This window comes from uncultured Faecalicoccus sp., assembly GCF_944327125.1.
Taxonomy (GTDB): Bacteria; Bacillota_I; Bacilli_A; order Erysipelotrichales; family Erysipelotrichaceae; genus Faecalicoccus.
Map to the genome: position 1 here is coordinate 1 of NZ_CALVGO010000028.1, position 17,100 is coordinate 17,100.

Below are 17,100 nucleotides of genomic sequence, written 5' to 3' on the forward strand. Positions count from 1 at the left end.
GCTTGGCTTGATGGCCACGATCCCCTTTTCGCGGTCGATGGCACTGACGTTTCCCCAAGTGAATGTGATCAGTCCATGTTTGGGAAGCAGCAGATTGGCTTCCAGGACTTCCTGTTTCATTTTTTCTAACATATTATTCTCCCGTTACGATATATACGGCAGCTTCATTGGCCGTATGGTTGGCACTGACGATCAAATCGCGGCCCTCTTCATGAACGACACACAGATTGGCCGGTCCTACTCCTTTTTCGATCACGGTCGCCTTATACTCTCCGTTTTCATACTGTACGTAGAACACTTCGGCTTCTTCTCTTCGAACACCGGCAACAAAGGATGGTTTTCCACATAATGTCGTTCCTACCAGGGTATGGGCAAAGTCAATCGTATTGTCATAGGTCCAGACTTTTTTGTATCCATCTTCTTCTTTCTTATAGATATGGATGGCATTGCCATGGAATGGTTCGATCGTCATGATCTCTTCCACACCGTCACCGTCCAGGTCGGCTGTCGCGATCTCACCGATCTGACCTTCCAGGATGAATTCCTTTTTCCATTCGCCGCCTTCCGTATCCGGCGGAGTGACTTTCAGGATCCCCTGGTCGCTTCCAAAGTATCCGACATCCTTGCCGTTTTCCTTGCCATGCCAATACCCATGGTTTCTAAACAGACCGTCTGCCAAAATCTCTAATTCAACCCCTGTACTTGGATCTTCGGGAAGTTTTCCGATATAGATCCGTCCCGGAACGGACCAGTCATTCTTTTCTTTCTTCGATGTTGCGATGGTGGCTCCAATAAAATAGTTTGTTCCGCCGACATCATAGATATCAAAGCGATGGATATACGGCATGGAAAGCACGTCCTTGATCACCCAGCCTGTTTCTTTATCGTATTTTCCCCATACGATCTTGGCCAGTGACGGGGATACTTTCAAATAGAATTCCTGTACGGCCAGAAATTCATTTTCCTTATGAGGAATCGGAATGATGGACATGCATCCGCCTGGATGGGTCCAGACATTTTCCTTGATCTCAAAGTCTTTTCCACTGTACATGTTGCAGGCCACATCCGGGTCTTCACTGGCCAGCAGGATATGGTTTTCTCCATACATGTTGATATTGCTTGCGCAGTAACAGCGCTTCATTTCATCTAAATGTTTTTTTACGATTTTCATAGTCTTTACACCTCGTATCTTCAAAATTAATAAAGAGCCCTTTTGTCCAGGGCTCTTAACGATTAACCAATTTCGATTTCGATATCTTCTTTTAATTCCTGATCTTCTGTAACATCTTCATCTGTCTTAGGATGAGCTGGTTTTAATACAGAAACGATAACCGCCGTTACCATTGCACCGATCAGATACGCCGCAATCCAAAGCAAAGGATTGCTTGTCAAAGGAATCGCAAAGATACCACCATGTAAAACTGGTACAGTAACGCCCCAAGTCAAGATCAGACCATGTGCAATTCCAGATCCAATGGTTACCGCTGGAATTACACGTTTCGGGTCATTGAAGGCAAACGGCAAGGCACCTTCCGTAACCTGACATAAAGACATAGCGATAGCAACTTTGGCATCTTCTCTTTCTTGTTCCGTATATTTCTTTGGAGTCAAGATCAAAGCGGAAATAGCCATTCCTAAAGGCGGAGCCATAGCTGCGGCATTCTTACCAGCAGCTGGTCCGTATACACCAGAAGCGGCAAACGCAGTAACGATAGAGAAACAGATCTTGTTTACTGGTCCACCCATATCGAAACCAGTCATACAACCCATGATAAATCCTAATGCGAATTTAGACATTCCACTCATGCTCATGAATACATCCACCAAGAAAGCGGTTAAGGCAGCCAATGGCGGACCAACGATGAACATAACAACCAATGTAGCCATGATTCCTGCCAATACAGGATAGATAACAATTGGATACATTGACTTCAAAGCTTTTGACTGAGGGAATGAATTTTGCATCCACAATACCATCAAACCAATCAGGAACCCTGCAACCAGAGCACCTAAGAAACTAGCATTAACCTGTGTAGACAAATATCCGGCAATGGCACCAGGAGCAATCCCTGGTTTACCGCAAATTGAATAAGCAACACCACCGCACAATACGGCCATCATCAAAGAGGACCCGGCATTTCCTGCTTGTAAGAAGACATATCCAATTGAGCCTACTGTCTCAACATCTCCGAACAAACGAGCAATCGCGTTGCAGAATCCCATGATTACGATTACCGGAATCATGTAAGAGATACCTGTCATACAGTGCTGTTTAAAATGTTTAAAAACATCTGCGTACATATTTTCTCTCCTTAATCATTATTTGTTTAATTTCTGTTCGATTTGTTTTAATAAATGTTCTGGTGATTTGATTGCGACAGAAACAGGAACCTTAACAACCGGTTTTCCTTTAAAACGTTCTGTACCAGAAACGGCAACATCTGTAGCCAGGATCACACAATCGGCGTTCTGAATGTCTTCTGCTGTCAGCGGATATTCGATTCCACCACTTCCCTGTGTTTCAATTTTGACGCTCCATCCAAGTTTTTTTCCTGTTTCGATCAATTTTTCTCTAGCCATGTAAGTATGAGCAATTCCACATGTACAGGATGTAATTCCGATGATATTCATATTCTTTTTCCTCCTTTCCTTAATTGTTTACACGCTCATCAAAATATGATTTGAATAGATTGAAAAACTCTTCATTTGTTTTACAATCCATTAGCGAGTCGATATGTTCTTTATATGCAAGAACAGCCGCAAGCTGTGCCAACATACGTAAATGCGTGTTCTGCAGATTATCGTTTGGCATAGCCAGCAAGAATACTAAACGAACCGGCTGATCGTCCAGGCTTTCCCATTCGATTGGCTGTTTGGTCTTACAAATGGCAACGCTGGCTTTCGCTACTGCATTGGTCAATCCGTGAGGGATCGCAATCGAATTTCCCATACCGGTTTCTCCGATGCTTTCTCTTTCATAGACGGCATCGATGAACCCATTGACATCGTTCAGGTTTCCCTTTTTATCGAGCATTCCAGCCAATGCGCGGATCGCTTCATCTTTGGTGGATACATCCATATCCAGATCAATTAAATCTACATCTAGTACTTCTAATAAATTCATAATATCCTTTCCATGGGCCACTTCTATTTGTGACTTTCCCTTGTCAATATCTCGTAAATTGACTTTTCATCCTCGCAATTCGAGATCTCGTCAATCACTTTTTTATCGATAAGCATTTTATATAGCCAATTCATTTTCATGACATCTTTGGCATCCTTTTTCTCAATCGCCAGCATCACAATGAAATCCACCTGTTCCTGATTCCATAAAATTGGATACTTGCATTTACAAAAGGCAAACTGCGTCTTTATGACATGTTCATGAAATCCATGTGTCAAAACGATACCGTTTCCGACTTCTGTTGATCCCATCTTTTCTCTTTTTAAGACTCCATCCAGAAAATCCGATGTCACACAGCCGCTCATTCGCAACCGGTTAGAAAGATCTTGCAGAACCGTGATCTTATCGACCTTTTCTCTTTCGTAAATGATGGTTTGATAAGAAAAATTGTTTTTGCCGCTGATCTCAAAATTCTGTATCAATTTCTGGGTTCGCTGTACATCGGCGTCCAACAAAAGCGGATTGACCTTTAAGCTTGGTTTGTTTGTTTTAAAATCGTTGGAAGTATATAAAACCACATCCGCTTGTTCCAATCGTTCTCTATCGGTGTAGGAAACATTGATAAACTGAACATCCGGAAAATTATCCTGCAGCTTTACCCGTAAAAGCTGGGAAACGCCAACCCCCATAGGACAGACGATAGCCACCGTTACATGTCTTGTTTTACTTTCTACAACTACAGAAATATGAATGGCAATAAACGCAATCTCTTCTTCTCCTGCTGTGACATTTAAATACTTTTTGAAACTGGAATTGATGATCGATGCGATGGAAAATGAACTTGTATAATTCATCTTTATTTCGTTCAATAAAGGGTTATAAAGGTTTAGTCCATATTTCAATCGATAAATCGTAGGCAATAAGTGATAAAACAATGATTGTTTAAAATTTTCACTTTCCGCAAATCCTAATGGGATGATCTTTTCCAGATTTCCGATGAATTCCGCCGCAATTTTCTGGGCCAGTTCTTTCAAATCGTCAAAAACAGGATTACTGATAAAATCGCTTCGCTCTAACAGCATGCCGGTGATGTGCATCACCAGATAATAACGTTCATCTTCCGGAATGTTTTCATGCAGGTTTTGTTCGAGCAATTCAATCAGTTTATCGATTTCTGCATTTCTTAAACTTTTTAACTGTTCCGAATCAAATTCTCGATCGGTGAGATACGTTTTCTGCTGATGAATACGGATCATCATGATAAGAATATGAAACGTTAAGTTATTAATATTGACTTCATTCAAATGAATGTGATTGTCCTGGCTCCATTTAGTGACCAGATTCTTGATCTTCTCTTCGTTTTCGTTAGAGTGTTTATGAACGACTTCCATAAACGGAACGTTCTTCCGATTCAACTGCCCTGCCAGATTGGATATCGCATTACGAATATCCTTCTCATTTCCATCGATATACAAGCCCTGGTTTTCTTTGCGAACCAATGTCAGATTGTGCTGTGACAGCCATTTTTCAACCTCAAGCAAATCTTTATCGATCGTTGATCGGCTCACATAGAAAGTTTCGGCAAAATACTGCGGATAGACGCGGCTGTTGCTCAAGAGGATCTGTGCCAAAATCCCAGAGATCCGATATTCTTTTGAATAAGCCTGCATAGAAGACATATCCATCGAGGACTGAAGGAATAGTTTATTCTTATTTTCCTGACTTCCTTCGATCCATATTCCGACATGGGGTTTCTTCATTAAACGGCATCCATTTGCCAAAACCAGAGACTCGATCTGATTTAGATCCGATCGAATCGTTCTTGAAGAAACATCTAGCTTTTTTGAGATTTCTATGGTAGTCACTGGATCTTTGGACTGAAGTAAGATCTCCAATATTTTTTCTTTACGGTCCACTATTGTTACCTCATATCACTTGGTAAAGGAACTGATACCGTTAAAGGATCTTTAAATGAATAACGGCTTCCTTTTGATTCCAACAGATCTTTTTTCTCGTGAGCGTGCAGAACCTGAACCAAAGTCCCATATTTATACAAATAATATCCAAGCAATATCGCCAGGAAAGCAAGACTGGCCAGAGCACCCAATGCGAGGTTTGTGAAGCAGCAGATAATGCCTGCCACACCAACGACGCGAATCATATATGTCATCAATGTATTCCAGACAACATGGAGTTTTTTGTGCTTTAAATCTTTTTCGATTTTATAAAACCACATTTTGATCCTCCTAACTATTTTGCCTGTGCCTTGTGTCCTCCAACTTCATCTCTTAAAGAAGCAACAACTTTGGCTGCAAATGAATCGTCTTGTTTCGAACGAAGTCTCATCATTAGGGATAAAGAGATAACGGGTACAGGAACGCCTAGATCACAAGCGGATTCGATCGTCCATCCTGTTGTCTTGCTGGCACCAACAACTCCCTTGATTTTTTCCAGATCTGGATCTTTTCTAAATGCATTTGCTGCCAGTTCCAAAAGCCATCCTCGAATAACGCTGGTTTTTCCCAAGGATTCGGCAACATGAGCAAGGTCATAATCAAATTCGCTCTTCTCTAAGAGTTCAAAACCTTCTCCTAATGTTTGCATATATCCATAAAGCATGGCGTTGTGAACAATTTTCAAATAATGACCGCTGCCTGTTTTTCCTGTATACAGACATCCATCCGGTGCCGCAATGGATTCCAGGAAATCTTTTAATGTGTTTTCAAACACTTCAGGATCTCCTCCAACCATAAAGCTGGCTCCATGACGAGCTCCATATACGCCTCCGGAAGTTCCAATGTCAAAGAAGTAAATTCCTTTTTCTTCCATGACTTTGGCTGTTTTCAGACTGTCTCGGTGATCCGAGTTACCACCGTCGATGACGATATCTCCCTTTTTACAAAGGCCAGCCAACTCGGCCAATGTTCCATTGGTGATTTTTCCAGCAGGAAGCATAACCCAGATAATGTTTTGCGCACTATCGTTTGTGAGTTCTTCCAATGAAGCATACGTTTTGATTCCACTTTCCTCGGCTTTTTTTCTTGCTTCTTCACTGACATCAAAACCTTCCGCTTCTACATTATGATCTTTCATGTTCAGGGCCAGATTCATTCCCATTTTTCCTAACCCAATCATCTTGACTTTCATGTCAATCTCTCCTTTCGTTTTCTACGTCCTTAGCTTACAAAATCTAAAAAAAAGTGTAAATATTTTAGATATGAAAGCGTTTTACATCGATTTCCACAATTTTCTTTCCACATTTATAACGAAATGAGGAAAAAAGATTCCGGAAACTGATTTCTTTTAAGTCCTGTTTATTTCTTTGGGAAATACGGTATGATTAAAAAAATATAGGAGGTTCGCATGAAAGAAATCAAAGCAATCATCACGGATCTGGATGGAACTCTACTGGATTCAAATAAACAAGTATCCGAGTATACACGGCACATTTTAAAAAAGGCAAAAGAAAACGGCATTCAAATATGCCTGGCGACTGGACGCTGCCCGGAAAGTGTGGAATATAAATTATCAGAATGGGGATTAAAGGGTTTGGTTCGCTTTATTCTGGCAATGAACGGATCGGTGATCTACGACCTTCAGGAAAAGATAAAGACTGATTACTATTTAATGGATGGTGAAGAATTGATCTCTGTGGTCGAACATTTCGAAGATCTTCCCTTAATCTTTCAGGTTCTCTATGGTCCAGGAAGGTATACATCCAAAATAACCCCCGAGTGGATCCGAAGGACAAAGATGTTTGGAGAATCCTTAATTCAAGTTGATATCAAGGAATTCTTAAAAAATCGGTCTATGAATAAATTCTTTATGATTTTCGATGAAAAAGATATGCCTGTAATTCTAGAACGGGCCTCTCATTTAAAAAATGATAGGCTATATGGATTTCCTTCCGGAAGAGACTGTTATGAATATGTAGACCATCGCATCAGTAAAGGTTTTGCGATCCAGAAACTCACACAATATCTAGGTATTGACTTAGATAACTGTATCGCATTTGGCGATGCCGGAAATGATATAGAAATGATACAATCGGTCGGAATGGGTGTGGCGATGAAAAACGGAAGCGATGAAATCAAAAAAGTTGCCGCATACCAAACAGAGTATTCCAACAATGAAGACGGCTTGGCCCGTTTCATCAATAAATATTTATGCCTCACAAAAAAAGATCGGCTATGAAGTCGATCTTTAATACATTTGTGTCGCCTTTACGGCTTTCTTCCATTGATCATAAAGCTTTTCTACACTTTCATGATCCCTTTGCGGATAAAAGACTTCCGCATTTCCATCCTTGAAATCTTCCATTTCGTATAAACCTACCGCAAGTCCAGCCAGACGGGCGGCTCCTAACGCCGTTGCCTCGGTCATTTCACTTTTGTATACCGGAATCTCTAAAATATCACTTTGAAACTGATTCAAGAAATGGTTAGCGCTGGCTCCCCCATCAACCTTGATCGATGAGATCTTCTGATGTAGGTCTTCTTCCATTACCAAAACAAGATCCTTGCTTTGATACGCCATGCTCTCCAGAGCCGCTCTTGTCAGGTGACGAATATCTGTACCCCGGGTCAGTCCAAAGATAGCTCCTTTACACTGATCATTCCAATAAGGGGCCCCCAATCCGGTAAAAGCCGGTACGATCATAACGCCATTACAGGAATCCACATCGCAAGCCAGCTGTTCACTTTCCTTGGCCGATTTAAAGAATTTCAATCCATCCCGAAGCCATTGAATCAGCGAGCCGGAGACAAAGATACTTCCTTCCAAAGCATAGGCAATCTGATCTTTGATTTTCCAGGCAACCGTGGAAACCAGACCGTGTTCAGAAAGAACAGGAACTTCACCGGTATTGATCAACATAAATCCGCCGGTTCCATAGGTGTTCTTTACATCTCCTTTATGGAAACAGGACTGCCCAAACAAAGCAGACTGCTGATCGCCTACCATAGCTCCAATCGGACAGGATGTATTAAAGAAATGCACAGGATCGATATCCCCTACCACTCCCGATGTATCTACGATATCCGGAAGCATTGTTCGAGGGATTTCAAAAAGTTCCAACAGCTCTGGATCCCAATCCAAGGTATGAATGTTCATAAGCAGCGTTCTTGATGCATTGCTGACATCAGTGACATGCACTTTGCCATTTGTCATTTTCCATACCAGCCATGTGTCAATGGTCCCAAACAACAAATCCTGTGTATCGGTGATGTTTTTTTCTTCCAGGATCCAGCGAATCTTAGTGGCACTGAAATACGGATCCAGCACGAGCCCGGTCTTCTCTTTGACTTTTGGTTCAACTCCCATCTTTTTGTATCGTTCCACAATCGAAGCGGTTTGTCTGGATTGCCAGACAATCGCATTATGGATCGGCATACCTGTTTTTTTGTTCCAGACAACCGTGGTCTCCCTTTGATTGGTAATGCCAATCGAGGCTACTTGAGAAGGCTGGATCTGACCATCCATAAAAAGTTTGGATAAGCAAGACAAAGTAGAAAGCCAGATTTCATTGGCATCTTGTTCCACCCACCCCGGACAAGGAAAACTGTTGTGGATCTCTTCCTGGGAAATTTTTACGATTTCCTGATTCTGATCAAACAACACGGCACGGGTACTCGTGGTTCCCTGATCAATTGATATTATGTATTTTTTCATAGCGTTCACCTAAGTAGATTATATCAAAAAAGTGCACCGAAGTGCACTTGATCAGCTTCTTAATGAAGCATTGCATTCTTTCTGAATACTTTCAATGACCGCATTATAGATCGTATTGATTTCTTCTTCTTTCAATGTCTTTTGATCACTCTGGAACACAATGGAAAGAGCCACGCTCTTTTCGTTTTCTTTGACATGTTCCCCCTGATAAACATCGAATACTTCCACATTGCGAATGATCATTTCCTTGTCCAGTTTTCCATGTTTCTGGATCACATCCACAACATTTTGAACCGGCATCGAGCGATCGATCACAAAGGCAAGATCTCGCTGAACGCTTGGATATTTTGAAACTGGAGTATACTTGATTTTTGATTTCTTGGCTTCTGTAAGCATATCCACATCAAATTCACAAAGGATCACACCTTTGCAATCGCATTCCTGGGCATATTTTGGATGGATCTCTCCGATGATTCCCAGTGTTTCATTCCCCAACTTGATCTGAGCGGAACGATACGGATGGAAATGTGTCGTATCCATAGTATTTTCAGTAAATGAGATTCGCTTTGAATTGATTCCTACATGTTCCAGGATCTCTTCCATCAACCCTTTGGCTGTATAGAAATCCGCAGGCAGTTCATACCCTGCCCAGCGAGTCTCTTGAAGTTTGCCACTGAGTATGAAAGCTCCATGGGTTTTCGTCTCTTGTTTCGAAGCTACATCGCTTAATTCAAATACATTGACATCCGGAATGTGACGAGCCTGGTTATAGCTGACTACATCCAGCAGACTTGGAAGGATGCTGGTACGAATAAAGCGTCTTTCCTCGCTCATAGGGCTGGCCAGTTCGATGGCATCGCCTACACTCAGGATCGCATCTTCTTTTTTCTTTGTGGATACCAATGTATAAGTCATCGCATCCTGCAACCCCTGCCCTGTAAAGTAAGCACGGAGATAACGCATCAATCTTTGTTTCTCATTTAATTTCCCTTCCGTCATTTCCATCTGAGGGAGCGTACTCGGCAGACGATCGTATCCAATCAGGCGAATCACTTCTTCACTTAGATCGGCCATTCCCTCGACATCATTCCGATAGCTTGGGATGAACACCTGAAAATGATCTTTTTCCATCTTTGGATCCCATTGAAGACGTTTAAAGACATCCATGACTTCTTCGCTTGTAAAGTCCGTTCCTAAGCGGCCGTTGATGGCATCCACGGTGCAGGTCAATGTCTGCGGTTCATAAGGTGTTTTGCCATACTGCACGGTTTCCTCGATGTCTTTGGCATCGGCATATTCAATCAAAAGCTGAACGGCACGGTCCAATGCCTTTTGGGCTGCCAGCGGTTCAATTCCTTTCTGATAGCGAATACTGGATTCGGTAGCCAGATTGAGACGGCGTGCGGTATTTCGGATGGAAACGTGATCAAAAATGGCACATTCAATGATCAACCCCTTGGTTGTATCCAGAATCTTGGAGTCATCGCCTCCCATGATACCGGCAATACCGATGGGTTTACCAGAGTTCGTGATGACAATATCTTCTGGTTTCAAGGCATAAGTGACTCCATCCAAGGCCGTGTAACCTTCTTCAAAACCATCCTGTACCGTGATCTCCTGGTTTTTGATGGCATCTTTATCATAGAAATGCATTGGCTGCCCTGTCTCTAACATTACAATATTCGAAATATCGACAACGTTGTTGATGGAGTGCATTCCCGAAGCGCGTAACAATTCCTTCATCCATTTGGGACTTTCCTTGATGGTGATGCTTCCAATGACCTTTCCTAGGAACAATGGGCATTTTTCTGTTTTTGACGAAACCTGAAGATGCGTTGGTGTTCCACAGTCACTGGCTCCTTTATAAGATGGCAGTTGGACCTTACGGTTTAAGATGGCACCGGCTTCCATAGCCATGTTAAAACTTGCAAGACAATCGTTTCGATTCGGTGTCAGCCCAATATCCAGGATCTCATCATCCCATCCCAGATACGCTAATGGATCCGTATTGCCTACCGGGGCGTCTTCAGGAAGTACTTCAATTCCCGCTTTTTGTTCCTCGGTCAAAAGATGCGGATCCACTCCCAGTTCCAGCAAGGAGCAGATCATCCCATTGCTTTCCTGTCCGCGAATCACACCTTTTTTAATTTCACCGCCCGGCAATTTTGCACCGGCTTTAGCCACGATGACTTTCTGCCCGGCCTGTACATTCGGGGCCCCGCAGACAATATCCAAAATTTCATTTCCAACATTGACCCTGGTACAGTGCAGATGATCACTGTCTGGATGATCTACACATTCTAACACTTCTCCAATCACCAGGTTGGTCCCCTGAGACTGGTGCTCGATCCCTTCTACCTCCAAACCGGCATCGGTGATCTTCTGAGCCATTTCCTCGATACTCAGATCGGAAATATCCATATATTGTGAAAGCCATTTTCTTGAAGTTCGCATGTTGATTCCTCCTACTCATACCGTTTGAACGTATCTAAGAAACGAAGATCATCGGTATAGAAATGACGAATATCATCAATCCCATACTTCAGCATCGCTACACGTTCAATTCCAACACCAAAGGCGAATCCTGAGCATTTGTCCGGATCATATCCAGCCATTTTCAAGACATTAGGATGGACTTCTCCAGCTCCCAGGATCTCGATCCACCCTGTATTTTTACATGTCGGGCATCCTTTTCCGTTACAGATATGACAGGAAACATCCACTTCAACGCTTGGTTCTGTAAATGGGAAAAAGCTTGGTCGAAAACGGATCTGACGATCTTGTCCAAAAAGCTTTTTAGCCATGAATTCCAAAGTTCCCTTTAGATCGGATAAGGTTACGTGTTCCCCAATGACAAGTCCTTCCATCTGCATAAACTGATGAGAATGTGTCGCATCATCGTCATCACGGCGATAGACTTTGCCCGGGCACACCACTTTGATTGGAAGATTGGGTGCACTTTCTTCCAGAACCTTCATCTGGATCGCTGTAGTATGCGTTCTTAACAGCCAGTTAGGATCGATATACAAAGAATCCTGCATATCTCTTGCGGGATGATCCTTAGGAATATTGGCACGTTCAAAACAATATTCATCACTGACAATGTCATTGCCTTCAATGACCTGATATCCCAAACCGATAAACAAGTCTTCCAGTTCCTGGGTGATCAGATTCAATGGATGCATATTGCCTACAACGGGTTTTCTTCCTGGAAGGGTGATATCGATTTTTTCCTTCTCGATCTTTTCTTCCATTTCCTTCATGGCCAGTTCTTCTTTTTTTTGTTCAATGGTTTCGGCAATCTGCCCTTTTAACTGGTTGACCTGCTGACCAAAGATTGGTCTTTCTTCCGGGGACAGATTTTTCATGTTTTTCATCAATTCCTGTACCGGACCCTTTTTTCCCAGATAATACACACGAAGATCATTCAGTTCTTTCATTTGCGTACATTCCTGGATTTGCTGCAAAGCTTGTTTCGCTAGATTTTCAATTTGTTCCATTGTTATGATCCTTTCTAAAATAAAAAAAGACGAGCACAGGAGCCAGTCACGGCGGTACCATCCTGTTTCGTCTTTTACGCACTTGATTTCATGATAACCGTATGAAACGGAAGAGCTTTTAACTCTTGCTCACAGGTGAATTCATATGCCTTCTTTGTTCAGACCTTACAGCCGGTGAGTCTGATTCTCTATACAGAGAAGCTTCATATTACTACTCCTGATCAACGCTTTCAACAATTGAGATTATACTCAATTCTCGAACAACTTTCAACTATATTTCTTCTTGAGAAGGACGAAGATCCATCGCATCGATCTTCGACTGAAAATGCTTTGCCTTCTGCACAAATGCCATTTTATTTCCTAAAGAAATCACTTTTTCAAAATACATACTGGCTAAAGAATAATCTTGTTCGACAAAAGAGATCATTCCGATATAATAGCAGGCATCCACTTGCTGGAAAGGCATGACGGCTTTCTTCAATGCCTGAAGATAAAACTTTTTACACGTGTTGAGCTGACCATTCATCAGATCCATTTTATTTTGGATCGACGCCAGTTCTTCACTTTGCACCATGATTCCCTGAGGGCCATAGTTCATATGGACTTTTCCTGCCTCCTGCTTACAGCGCTCCAAAGCATCTTCATCTTTGAGCATGTAATTGATCGTTGCCATCAATGACCAATACTGCAAAGTACTGGCCTGGTCACGGCGAGGAAAATCAATCAATACATCCATGGCCAGTTCAGGATCATCCATATAAATCAAAGACTGCGCCAGAAGAAGCCGGTTTGTCAGTTTGATTTTTCCATTTCTTTTTGTAGAGAAATAAATGATCGCACTGGCACAGGCTTCCGGATCACAGTTTTGATACAAAAGCATACGAATCGGCATCAAAGAGCTTGCGTAATATCGCATTAAGTAATTGAATGCCATAAAGAAGAAGATCATCAATATGAGCAATACAATAAAATTCTGGATAAAGAACATCACAAACAAAGCTGCCAGAACGCCTAAAACACAGATGGAAGAAACTTTACGGATATTCTTTCGGCATTCCATGGCCATCTTTTGATATTCTGGATTGAGTTGATGATGGATCTTATAGATTCGAACGATTTCAGCATCGTCATTGATATTCCTTTGGTGTCTCTCAAAAGCTAACGAGCTTCTTAGCGTCACCATACCATAAATGCATACGACAACCGCCGGGATCAAAAGTAAGATGCCAATCATCAACAGGTACACAGAGGCAAACATCATCAAGGCCAAAAAGATAAACGGCGCATACGAACTTTTACTGAAAAGCTGCTGGACGAGCATCACCACATTGACCAGTCCGGCAAAAATAATTCCCGTTCCTATCGACTGGATCACCGGATTTAAAAGAATCGCTTCAACAGATGCCAAAAGCTCCGGATTGCTGGAAAATTCCCGGGCAATTTCCTGCATGTACATCTGCATGGTATCCCCGTATACAAAAAAGGTGATCGCCCCAAAAAGCGTTCCAATCAAAAACGAACCAATCAGCGAAAGCAAATGAGTTTTACAACGATACTTCCACATTACATCTTATTCCTTTCAATGATTCGCGCCGGCATTCCTACCGCTGTCGCATTGTCTGGTACATCGATCAGAACGACAGCATTGGCGCCAATCTTACAATTTTTTCCTAATACAATATTTCCGAGACATTTCGCACCGGAACCTACATACGCTCCATCTTTTAAAGTTGGATGCCGTTTCTTATGTTCTTTTCCTGTGCCGCCCAAAGTCACACCGTGATAGAGGTGACAATCATTGCCTACGATCGCGGTCTCTCCGATCACAACCCCCATGCCATGATCAATCACAAGTCCTCTTCCTATCGTAGCTCCGGGATGGATCTCGATTCCTGTCCACTTGCGGGCAATATTAGAAACCCATCGAGCCAGAAACGTTCGATGATGGTCCCAAAGCCAGCGAGCAATACGATGAAGCCCGATGGCTTTGATATGAGGATACAGCCAAAAAACTTCCCATTTGGAATGGGCTGCCGGATCCAGTTCCATCGTTCTTTTTATATTATAGGCTCCATCCTTAAAAAATGATCTTCCCTCATACTCACTCATGAAGAAATTTTATGTTATTTTGGTCTAAAATGCAAGCGAAAGGGCAGCCTGCCAAGACTGCCTAAAACTGTTTTTTATGAATTCGTATCCACTGTATCAAAACAATCGCGATGGAAACACTCGCAAACACCGACAACCATAAATAGAATGCCGAATTACGTCCGGAAATACCTGTGTGTACTTTAGGAACCTTCGTATTTTTGATCACGATTTCAATAACATCGTCTTCAATCCCCCATTTTTTTCCATTGATCAGTACTTCCCTGGATTTTATTTCAACTTTATATACTGAATTTGGTAAAACGTACCCTTCTGGCGCTTTTGTTTCCTTTAAATAATAGGTTCCTTCTTTTAAATGTTTCCACTTTGCCACTCCATTGGATAAATCTGTCTCTCCTACCTCGAAAATCTCTTTACATTGCGCATCTTTGAACAAAGTAAATTCAAACTCCGAATTTTTGATACTTTTGTTGGTCTTAGAATCGATTTTCTTGATGGCAAGATCTTTCGTTTTGATAACGGTAAATGTTTGCTTATCATCTTCAATGTCCTGATGTCTGGCCAGTACATGTCCGTCTTCACAAAGCAGCGTTTCATAGATGACATACTCTCCAGGCTCCAGCATTTTTTCTTCCAGGAAAAAGAGGTTTTCCATCGTTTCTTCATTGGCCACAAAATTTAATTCATGTTTTAAACTTTCTCCATCGACTTCTGCCGGTTTTCCTGTTTTCTTATCAATGATTTCCCCAATCAAACGATAAACTTTCCCTTTTTGTAATCCGGAAACGCGAACCTGATCCGACAGAATCGTCTTCTGTCTGGAATCGATGACTTTGGATCCATCGCTTTTATTAGTGGCTAAAGAAGTTAATCGAATTTTTTTGTTTTCCACCGTTTTTGAAACAACATATTCTTTGGTTTGATCATCCTTTATCTCAAATTCTATATCGATTTTATCTTCCAACAATTGGTAACCTTCTTTGGTTTGTATTTCTTCTAAAGTATAAACGGTTTTATCCACCGACAAAGGAAGATTCTCTATGATCAGTTCATTGTTCTCATTTAATGAATAGATTCCATTTTCATGTCCTCCTGTATCAACGGTTTCTCCTGCTTTATAAAGAATCTTGCCATCTTTAGGATCCATGATGTCTTCTTTGGCACATAATTGAAAAAGAACTTTCTGCGGACAAACTTCTAAAGAATCCTCTTTTTCAAATTCCTTATGAAGAATGATTTTCCCCACTGGTTTTTCATCCAAAATTTCCACTTCAACAAGCGGAATGTCTTCCTGGATCACATGTGTAGATTCAATGGTCACCTTGATTTCTTTATCGGATAATAAATAGCCTTGCGGCGATTTTACTTCTTTGATGGTATAAGTTCCAGCCTTAAGTTTTAATGGCGTGATCACGGAGCCTGTTTCATCTTTTACGCAAAAAGAGCCCTCTAAATAATCCTGTTTTTCGGATGCGGTTGAAAACGTATCATACACTTTATTCCCCACTCTCATTGTGACAAGTTTTCCTTCCTTGTCATAGATCTGAAAACTGGCTGAAGAATACACGATCCTTTCCTTCGTCTTGGCATCTTTTTTTACTAAGCGAAGATAGTAATCACTGGGGCGGTTATTAATGGTATATTCCACGACCGACTGATTTTCTTTATCCACCACAAAGGTAAATGTTTCTTTTAAAAGATCGGTTTCTTCCTTTCCAGAAACTTGTTTGATCACATAGGTTCCATACGCAAGTGCTTTACTGACGGCATTCCCATTTTTATCCGTAGTCAATTCATCCCACTCACGCAGACTGAACTCCTCTTTATGTTCCCAGGCTTTTTCAATGGAACCATATTGATCGGCATACTTTTTCAACACGACATGGAAAACCGCATCCGGTTCCGGGGTTACAATCTCAGAGTGCGCTCCATCTGTATTGACTTTACGAATCGAAAAAGAGCCGGTGATGACTTCATCTTCCATCGTAATTTTTTTATCCAACCCGTTTTTAAAATCCACTACAACAGAATCCGGATTCAGTTTATATCCCTGAGGCGCTTTTATTTCTTTTAAAGTATACGTTCTATCGGTAGGAAGGGAGCCAATCACATTACTGGAAAGATCATCGGATATCGTTAAGACTCCCACTCGTTGACCGGTCTTATTATCAATGACTTCATATTGAGCCCCTGAAAGAACGGCCTCTCCTTGCGCATTGGCATCCGTTTCAAAATCTTCCTTGTTGATCTGAATGCTTCCCACTTGTACATTGCAGGAAATCGTAAAGCGGTTAGGTGTCCCTCCGGTAATATATCCCACATTTTGATACCCATAGGGGCTTCGGTAAGCGATACTGGTTCCCTGCTGTGCATAGAAACAATGCATGCTCAAAGAACCTTTCACCCCATCTTCGGGATTCATCCATACTTTGAGCTGATTGCCGTTTTTTTGCATCTGCAGCGATTTTGATTCCAGTTCATAATACGATAAAACGTTGTTGGTATCGGTTAATGTCTTCGCAAATTCTTCCCCAAATCCGTTCAGAATAACGGTTTGATTTTTAAAAGACACATCGGTGTACATTATCTTTAATCTTTGATTGATCAAATCGATCTTGGCTTGAATGGAAGGGTGAATATTTGTAATCAATCCCGGAGAAATCTCCTGCCAGATCCTTATTTGCGTTGCGAAGTCCA

General features: G+C 41.7%; 15 protein-coding genes. 1 reads left to right on the top strand and 14 read right to left on the bottom strand.

Annotated elements, in window-relative coordinates; genetic code table 11:
• The 8 genes from Q0K03_RS04740 to gnd form a co-directional block, all read right to left on the bottom strand.
• Positions 1-132, bottom strand: a 132-nt coding sequence (locus Q0K03_RS04740; protein WP_297238295.1) for a class II aldolase/adducin family protein, incomplete at its 3' end; no start/stop codon positions are given.
• Between the two features lies 1 nt (position 133).
• The gene (locus Q0K03_RS04745; protein WP_297238268.1) at positions 134-1,171 is read right to left on the bottom strand and encodes a hypothetical protein; all 1,038 of its coding nucleotides are present in this window, start codon (positions 1,169-1,171) and stop codon (positions 134-136) included.
• Between the two features lie 62 nt (positions 1,172-1,233).
• On the bottom strand, positions 1,234-2,301 hold the full coding sequence (locus tag Q0K03_RS04750) for a PTS fructose transporter subunit IIC (RefSeq protein ID WP_297238269.1): 1,068 nt from the start codon (positions 2,299-2,301) through the stop codon (positions 1,234-1,236).
• A gap of 18 nt (positions 2,302-2,319) precedes the next feature.
• On the bottom strand, positions 2,320-2,631 hold the full coding sequence (locus Q0K03_RS04755; protein ID WP_297238271.1) for a PTS fructose transporter subunit IIB: 312 nt from the start codon (positions 2,629-2,631) through the stop codon (positions 2,320-2,322).
• Positions 2,632-2,650: 19 nt separating this feature from the next.
• Positions 2,651-3,124, bottom strand: a complete 474-nt coding sequence (locus tag Q0K03_RS04760) for a PTS sugar transporter subunit IIA (protein ID WP_297238274.1) — start codon at positions 3,122-3,124, stop codon at positions 2,651-2,653.
• 23 nt (positions 3,125-3,147) lie between these two features.
• Complete coding sequence (locus tag Q0K03_RS04765) at positions 3,148-5,040, bottom strand: BglG family transcription antiterminator (RefSeq protein ID WP_297238276.1); 1,893 nt, start codon at positions 5,038-5,040, stop codon at positions 3,148-3,150.
• Between the two features lie 5 nt (positions 5,041-5,045).
• Positions 5,046-5,360, bottom strand: coding sequence for a hypothetical protein (locus tag Q0K03_RS04770; protein ID WP_297238278.1), 315 nt, complete (start codon positions 5,358-5,360; stop codon positions 5,046-5,048).
• 14 nt (positions 5,361-5,374) lie between these two features.
• Positions 5,375-6,271 (bottom strand): phosphogluconate dehydrogenase (NAD(+)-dependent, decarboxylating), encoded by an 897-nt coding sequence (gene gnd, locus Q0K03_RS04775; RefSeq protein WP_297238280.1) that lies wholly within the window; start codon positions 6,269-6,271, stop codon positions 5,375-5,377.
• 216 nt (positions 6,272-6,487) lie between these two features.
• Between gnd and Q0K03_RS04780 the strand changes: the two genes are divergently transcribed.
• Complete coding sequence (locus Q0K03_RS04780) at positions 6,488-7,318, top strand: HAD family hydrolase (RefSeq protein ID WP_297238282.1); 831 nt, start codon at positions 6,488-6,490, stop codon at positions 7,316-7,318.
• Positions 7,319-7,327: 9 nt separating this feature from the next.
• Here Q0K03_RS04780 and glpK read toward each other — a convergent pair whose 3' ends face one another.
• The 6 genes from glpK to Q0K03_RS04810 all read right to left on the bottom strand — a co-directional run.
• A complete protein-coding gene (glpK, locus tag Q0K03_RS04785; RefSeq protein ID WP_297238283.1) occupies positions 7,328-8,794 on the bottom strand; it encodes a glycerol kinase GlpK in 1,467 nt (488 codons plus the stop codon).
• Positions 8,795-8,845: 51 nt separating this feature from the next.
• Positions 8,846-11,248: a phenylalanine--tRNA ligase subunit beta gene (pheT, locus tag Q0K03_RS04790; RefSeq protein ID WP_297238285.1), complete on the bottom strand. Its 2,403-nt coding sequence runs from the start codon at positions 11,246-11,248 to the stop codon at positions 8,846-8,848.
• Positions 11,249-11,259: 11 nt separating this feature from the next.
• Complete coding sequence (gene pheS / locus Q0K03_RS04795) at positions 11,260-12,294, bottom strand: phenylalanine--tRNA ligase subunit alpha (protein WP_297238287.1); 1,035 nt, start codon at positions 12,292-12,294, stop codon at positions 11,260-11,262.
• Positions 12,295-12,565: 271 nt separating this feature from the next.
• Positions 12,566-13,858: a hypothetical protein gene (locus Q0K03_RS04800; RefSeq protein WP_297238289.1), complete on the bottom strand. Its 1,293-nt coding sequence runs from the start codon at positions 13,856-13,858 to the stop codon at positions 12,566-12,568.
• A complete protein-coding gene (gene epsC, locus Q0K03_RS04805; RefSeq protein WP_297238291.1) occupies positions 13,858-14,403 on the bottom strand; it encodes a serine O-acetyltransferase EpsC in 546 nt (181 codons plus the stop codon). Before epsC ends, Q0K03_RS04800 begins: the two co-directional genes overlap by 1 nt.
• 61 nt (positions 14,404-14,464) lie before the next feature.
• The coding region (locus tag Q0K03_RS04810; protein ID WP_297238293.1) for a SpaA isopeptide-forming pilin-related protein at positions 14,465-17,100 on the bottom strand (2,636 nt) is incomplete at its 5' end.